General features: G+C 35.7%; 5 protein-coding genes. 3 read left to right on the top strand and 2 right to left on the bottom strand.

Translation table 11 applies throughout. The features are described 5' to 3' along the window. On the top strand, positions 1-683 hold a 683-nt coding region (locus tag ABWO41_RS13385; protein ID WP_353138880.1), incomplete at its 5' end, for a hypothetical protein. A 29-nt stretch (positions 684-712) separates the two neighbouring features. Continuing rightward, the gene (locus tag ABWO41_RS13380; protein WP_353138877.1) at positions 713-3,430 is read left to right on the top strand and encodes a hypothetical protein; all 2,718 of its coding nucleotides are present in this window, start codon (positions 713-715) and stop codon (positions 3,428-3,430) included. Between the two features lie 181 nt (positions 3,431-3,611). Here ABWO41_RS13380 and ABWO41_RS13375 read toward each other — a convergent pair whose 3' ends face one another. After that, the gene (locus tag ABWO41_RS13375) at positions 3,612-4,823 is read right to left on the bottom strand and encodes an AGE family epimerase/isomerase (protein ID WP_353138874.1); all 1,212 of its coding nucleotides are present in this window, start codon (positions 4,821-4,823) and stop codon (positions 3,612-3,614) included. Between the two features lie 11 nt (positions 4,824-4,834). Further along, complete coding sequence (locus ABWO41_RS13370; RefSeq protein WP_353138871.1) at positions 4,835-6,304, bottom strand: sodium:solute symporter family protein; 1,470 nt, start codon at positions 6,302-6,304, stop codon at positions 4,835-4,837. Between the two features lie 209 nt (positions 6,305-6,513). Between ABWO41_RS13370 and ABWO41_RS13365 the strand changes: the two genes are divergently transcribed. Then, the coding region (locus tag ABWO41_RS13365) for a TonB-dependent receptor plug domain-containing protein (protein ID WP_353138868.1) at positions 6,514-7,436 on the top strand (923 nt) is incomplete at its 3' end.

Below are 7,436 nucleotides of genomic sequence, written 5' to 3'. Positions count from 1 at the left end.
ATTTTGATGGAGATAGAAGTGATTACAATGTCATTAATAATCTTGGACCAGATAAAAAAATAGATATTACAAATAGATATCCGCTGGTTACAGCGAGAAATGGAGAATCTGGTATTACTAACAAACCAAATTTAATGGACCTGGTACAACCAGGGGACAAATTTAATATTGCGATAAGGTACAGGAAGCGAGCTCCAGCCACTTCCGGAGCTACTATTTGGTTTAGTAATCTGAAATTATATTACACAAACGGAGTAAATGTCTCTGAAACAGCGTTATCGCTAAAGAATGATTTTTTACAGTATTGTGCTTGTAATGAGAACAAAATTCCAACCAGATCGGAAAACAGAAGCTACAACGAAACACCTACACAGTACATTATCATGTGGCCTAATAATACCGCTGCCGTTAATACAGCCAATAACGCAGCCGGATACACAAAATATAGTGTATCATCTGATCAGGATGAGTATTGGGTCACTCAGCAATACACTGTTGAAGATGGTTTTGAGATCAAAGATTGGGCTAAGCCAATAAAATCTTATACAGATCCGAAATTAACTTTTTATAATTATTACTATACAATTCCAGGAACTTACAAAGTAGTTTTTGAAGCTAAAAATGCTTCTGCTAAAGGAGAAAAGAGCATAACAAAAGAGATCATCTTAACTATTACTGAATAAATTTTTATCAAATAAATACTAAAAGTATCATGAACGTTTTAAAGTCCTGTTGTGTATTTGTCTCACTTGCTTTATCATTAAATTTAAGCGCTCAGACGAATTCGTCGAATGACGCAGGAAGCATTAACAAGTACATAATACCTTCCTCATTGATGGAGCTTGATGCAACAAGAATAGGAATTGTAGAAGATAACAGGGTTCAAAATCAAAAAGGTATATCACTTAAAGAGGGTAGTAAAAGTTATATAGAATCGCCCGATGCCAGGCCGGATATCACTATTAATCTGCAAGATGTAAAATCAGGAAGGTATAGAATGCATACTGTTGCGTACACTAACGCGTATGGAGCAGAGCTAATGAAGAAGGCTAAAGGTAAATACGAGTCTTTATTTATGAAGATTCAAATAGATGATCAAAGGCCAACTAAAAGGGTAGTATATGTACCGTGGGATCGTCCCAGACAAGAGACTGGAAAATTTGATATCGATAAAAATAAAACCATGAAAATATGGCTCCCAAAAGGAGTCATATTTGATAGGGTTGAGCTATCAACTTATACACCTCCAAAGGTTCCTGCACAGGCAGCTAATTATTCACCAAAAGTTGTTCCTTTAAATACAAGACCAAGACTTTGGGTAAATAGTGAATCGCTACCAATTGTAAAATCCCGTTTAGAGAAAGGAGAGAATAAAGCTTATTGGGAAAAGGTAAAGAATTCAGCTTTACTACCTTTCGAATTTAAATTTGATCCGAAAGAGGAAGTTGCTTTCAATGAAAAACTGGAAAAAGCAGCAGAATTAAAAGCATTCTATTACTTGATGACAGGTGATAAAAAAATTGGCAGAGAGGCCATTGGGTTAATAAAAGACTATATTTCTCATGTTGAATTTGGTAATATTCTCGATATTACAAGAGAGATTGGAAGAACGATTTATATTTCATCGGAAGTTTATGATTGGTGTTACGATATAGTTACTCCGGAAGAGAAAAAGATTATTGTTAGCAATTTAATGAGATTGGCTGATGATATGGAAATTGGCTGGCCACCGTTTCTTCAAAGCGTCGTAAACGGACATGGTAATGAAGCTCAGGTAAATAGAGATTTATTAAGTATGAGTATAGCTATTTATGACGAGAATCCTCAGCCTTACCAATACGTTTCTTATGCGCTACTGGAAACCCTGGTTCCCATGAGAAAATTTGAGTATCAGTCTCCCAGACATAATCAAGGTGTGAATTATGGTTCATATAGATTTACGTGGGATATGCATGCTGCCTGGTTGTTTTACAGAATGACGGGTAAAGCCGTATTTGATGACAATATTAAAAATGTACCTAAATTTTGGCAGTACATGAGGTTGCCTGACGGGGAAATGTTTAGAGATGGCGATGGGTTTGGTAGCGCTGCTCCGGGAAAATCCTATTATTGGAAATCACCGCTATGTATGTTTTTATCCTATAATTATTCCGGAGATCCAAAAATAAAAGGAGAATTTGAAAGACAAGGAGGAGTGTTGGACAATCCGGTTTTGTATCTTTTATTGAATGACCCGGCTATTAAAGCAGATAAAGACTTAAATTCTTTGCCTTTAACTATGGATTTTGGTCCGGTTCTGGGATCTATGGTAGCGAGGACGGGTTGGAATATGGGCAATACCAGTAATGATGTAGTGGCAGAGATAAAAGGTGGTGGATATCATTTTGGAAATCATCAACATGCAGATGCCGGCGCTATGCAATTGTACTACAGAGGACTTCAGTTTGGTGATATAGGTGTATATAAGTTTTATGGCACACCTTACGATTATAATGTAAGCAAGCGGTCTGTAGCTCATAGCATGATGTTAGCATTAGATCCTAAGGAGAAATTTGATAGAACAGACGGAAATGACGGAGGGGCCCGCTTTATTCAAATTCATCCTAAAACACCGCAGGAAGTAACAGGAAATCCTGTCTTCAACTATGGTGAAATAATTGCTAAGGATTATGGGCCTTCATTACAAAAGCCATTCTATAGTTATTTTTCTGCAGACTTAACTAAAGCATATAGTAAAAAACTCGAATCCTATAAAAGAAGCTTTTGTTTTTTGAACCTGGAGCGAGCGGATATTCCCGCTATGATTGTGGTATATGATAATATGGTTACCAGTGATCCCACTTTTAAAAAGTACTGGCAAATAAATGCTTTCGAAGTTCCTGAGATTAAATCGGATGAAATTGTATTGCATAGCCAAAAAGGTGAATTAACAGGAAATACTTATGTGAATATGTTACTTCCAAATGCATCTGACAGGGATATTGTTGTAAAAGGAGGAAAAGACGCAAATGAGGTCTTTGGAAAGAAATATACAGCTCCAATTGTCAATAGAGAATCTTCGGCTAATAGAATCATGATTTCGCCAAAGAAAGATCAGAAGAAAGACCAATTTTTAACTGTATTTCAGGTAACTGCAGATTCTATTAAACCTATGCCTTTAAAACATTATGATATAGGGCGTGTGAGTGTGATAGTGGCGGATAAATATGTTGTATGTATCAATAAAGATGATCAGTTTATATCTGAATCTTTTCAGATAGATATTCCGGAAAGGAAAAACTATAAAATAGTGCTTACAGGTCTTCGTTCGGGCAAATGGGGCGTCATGAATTCAAAAGGAAAATTAATTGCAAGTATAGAAGTAAAGGAAAATAAAAATTGTGGCTTTTTTGAGGCCATTCAAGGAAAATACACTATAAAGCCGATTTAGCATAATAGGTTTTTAAAAATGACTGCTCAAAAGTCTAAAATGTTTCATTTCAACGGCTTTAAAAAGAAAGATCCCATTTAGAATAGCTTCTGAATGGGATCTTTCCTTTACTCGCCGGATAAACTGGCGAAGAAGAGCGATACAAGAGCTTTTTTAAATAACCCTCTGACCGTATTTACAATTACTTGCCATACGATTCATCCCACTTAGCCTTGATTTTATTTAGTAATTGAATATTTAACATCAAATGTCGGGGTGTATGGTAATTCTCTATACGAATACCCTCTTTCTGGAAAGTCATTTTTCTATCGCCCCCGATGTTCCATAACCTATATCCGTGTTTTTTTAGAGGGTAGGTGTTTATTACATGGTTATAAGCTTTATCAAACCATCTATATGCCCATTCATCATCGGTGAATTCAATAATCATCATTAATCCTATTAAAACTTCCTGTTGTGCCCACAGGACCTTTTCAAGCAGCCATTTGTTCTCGTTTACATTTTCCAGTCCATGAAAAACTCCCCCGTAAACGTCATCCCAGGCCACTTCTACATGATATTTGAATAAATCACAGGATTTATTAAACAGAGCATGATCGTTCCTTCTAATGGCCTCATCCATAATCATCCACAGAGATTCTATGGCATGCCCTATGTAAACAAATTGGTCTAAACCGTCTTTGGGAAGAGAAAGATCTTTTTCGAGAAACTCTACCATCAGACCAAATTCAGGATTAAGGTGATGGTTGAGCAAAGCGTCTAAACATCTGTCTGATAACGCCTCTATATCTGCATCATATTCATGTTTAAGTATGCTTTTTGATAGACTTAGCATAATCATCCAGTGTCCTAAAACTCTTGGTTTCCTTATGGTAGATACATCAGGTCTGTAGTCAAAATCATATAGATAATCTTCGCTGTCATATAATTCTACACAATTAAAAATGATGTCTTTAGCCTGTTGGATGTAGGAAACATCGCCTGTTGCAATACTATATTCAATTAGCCCTTCAGCAACGAATAAGTCGCCATAAATATCAGGATTGCGCTCTTTTAGGTCATTACCGAACTGGTCATAAGCCCAGGGCCATAATGCATAGTCCCTTTTAGCTTTAAAGAGTAAATCGATAGTTTTCTTAGCTATTTCTAAATATTGCGGGTCTTTTTTAAAATTGTTATATAAATAAGAGTATACCCAAACTCCGCGCCCATCAAACCAGGTCCGCTTATTTTTAGTTATGTTATTTCCTGCCCGGTCTGTATTACATTTAAATCCACCATGTTGATGATCAATGATATACTCATCCATAAAAGGTAGAAAATCATCAAATAAATTTTCATGATATTGTTTTAGTAGTTCATCAAGTGAGAACCCTGCTATAGTTGTATTCATATGCTTAAATATTAATTGTCCTCATTCAAAGCTTTTAACATATCTTCTGCTTCTGGTTTTATATTTTTAAATAACAATCCCCATCCGACATAAATTATGATAGATACGATGATAGGTGAGGATATATCTACCGCCAGACTTACAGTAGCAAAACTCTTTAGCAATATAAAAGTTAACAGACCTCCGAATATAGAAAGCAGAGCAGCTCTGCTGTCACTGTATTTAAAGGCAGGTAATAAACCTAATATCATAGGAACGGCGGTTGGTCCAACTAAAGCCGCAAACCACGAAATAATTAATCCGAATACGCCCCCGAAAGATTTAGATTCAAAGGCTATAATAATAGTAACAAGAACAAATAAGAAGGTTGTTATTCTGGCAATAAATAACATCTTTCTTTCATTAAATGAGGTTATTTTTTTATATAAAACGGGTAAAATATCCCTTGTTATTACAGCAGATATGGTATTTGCATCAGCTGCGGTCATTGCCAATGTATTTCCAAACATAGAGGCTAACAGCAAACCCACTAAACCATGTGGTAAAAATTTCATGGCCATTAGTGCATAAGATTGTGTAGGATCAGCTAAATCCTTCAAAAAAATAGGCGAGGCAAACATCGGAAAGAATAGTACTAAAGGCCAAATCAAATACATTAACATAGAAAGCATAGCCGCTTTTTTTGCTTCTGAACCTGAGGGAGAAGATATAAACCTGGTAGCTAAATGCCATGTACCACCACTATAGCTAAAAAAGCTGATAACCATATATGATATTGCAAAGCCTAATGTATAAGGAGAATTGAAGGCATTAGCGTGACTTTCTGGTAATCTGTCCCACATGGTGAAAATTCCGGAAGCACCGTCACCTAAATTAATTAAAACCATTACCAATAACGTAATGCCTGCAACAAATTGAATAATAAAAGATGCCAGATCATTTATTACATCAGCCCACAATCCACCAATTGTTATGTAGATCATACTTACAGTTCCGGCTAATAAGATTCCATGAGCAAATGAAAGTCCGGTAAAAGCATTTAATAAAATTCCTATGGCGGCCCATTTTGCACCTACATCAAAAATTTTTATGATTACACCGCTCCAGGCCATTACTTGTTGCGTAGGCAAATTATATCTTAATGCGAGATATTCGGTAGGTGACTGAATTTTTAATTTTGATCTTAGTCTTGCCCATCTGGGAGCAATAATAAATGTAGTGCCAATCATAGCAATTGAGATACTTAAAGCCCACCATATATAAAGCGTAAAGCCATGGGTATATGCTATTGCAGCGTAAGCAACAAACACTGCACCACTATAACCAGAAACATGATGGGAAATTCCCGAAAGCCACCACGGGAGTTTCCCTCCGGCGGTATAGAAATCTGCTGATGACTTGATACGCATGTATCCCCAAACCCCCATAGCCAGAAGAACAAAGAAATAAGTAAAAAGAATGATGTAATCTAATTGTGCCATAATTTTTAATAAATAGTATTTATAATGATTTTATAGTTTATTCTTGCTTCGGTAACGTTACCGTAAATCAAATATATATTTATTTTTTAATATTAAATGATGTTTTTGTAAAAAATGTGTTAAGATAATTTTGATTTAATATTTATATTCACTAATTTCGGTTACGTAACCGTAATATATTATAATTACTAACCTTATATCCGTTTCAAATGATGAGTAATCTTTTTTTTAAATGGGCTAATCCTCGATTATTTTTAACACCTATGACAGGCTTGTGTGTAATCATACTTGTCCTGATAGCGATGTTTAATAATGAGGCTTTTAGTCAGGCTTCAAATTCTTCTGTAATAGGGAAGATAACAGATAGTGAGGGACGTGGAATCCCAGGAGTTGAAATCTATGTAAAAGAATCAGCAAAATCCACACTATCTCAGAAAGGTGGTTTATACAATTTAAATTTGGATAAATCCGATTCTACTATAGTATTCAGTAAACTTGGCTATATAAAACAGGAGCTAAGTATTGGAAACAAGAAAGTTATCAATGTAAAACTAAAAACTGAGAGCAGCCTTTTTAATGAAGTGGTAAATATTGGCTACGGAGCTAAACCATATCAAGAAGTGGCTGGAGCATTGACAACAGCGAAACCGGAAGACTTTATAAAAGCCCCGGTTGGCAATTTCGATGATGCGCTGTCTGGTAGAATGGCAGGTGTTAAAATTACTTCGTTAACTGGTCAGCCAGGTGAAAATGCAGATGTCGTTATACGTGGAGCTAATTCTTTATACAAGGATTATTCGCCGCTTTACGTAATTGATGGCGTTGTTGTGGAGAATATCGGTAACGTAACCATAAATCCGGAGGAAATAGCGTCTGTCAGCGTATTGAAAGATGCATCATTAACTTCTATATATGGCTCCAGAGGTGCAAATGGTGTATTAATCATTAATACTAAAAGAGGACATGTTGGTAAAGTACAGATATCATTAAACAGTACGGTAGGATTTCAACAGTTTACAAATAAAATGGAAATGATGAATCCTTATGATTTCGTAAAATACCAGACAGAAATTAATGCGCAGGAAGCAAATGAGCTTTATAGCAGAGCATCTTTAGATCCATCGGATCCATT

Source organism: Pseudopedobacter sp. (assembly GCF_040392825.1).
Lineage (GTDB): Bacteria > Bacteroidota > Bacteroidia > Sphingobacteriales > Sphingobacteriaceae > Pseudopedobacter.
Note: the sequence above shows the minus strand (reverse complement) of the source record. Positions and strands in the feature narration are given on the sequence as shown.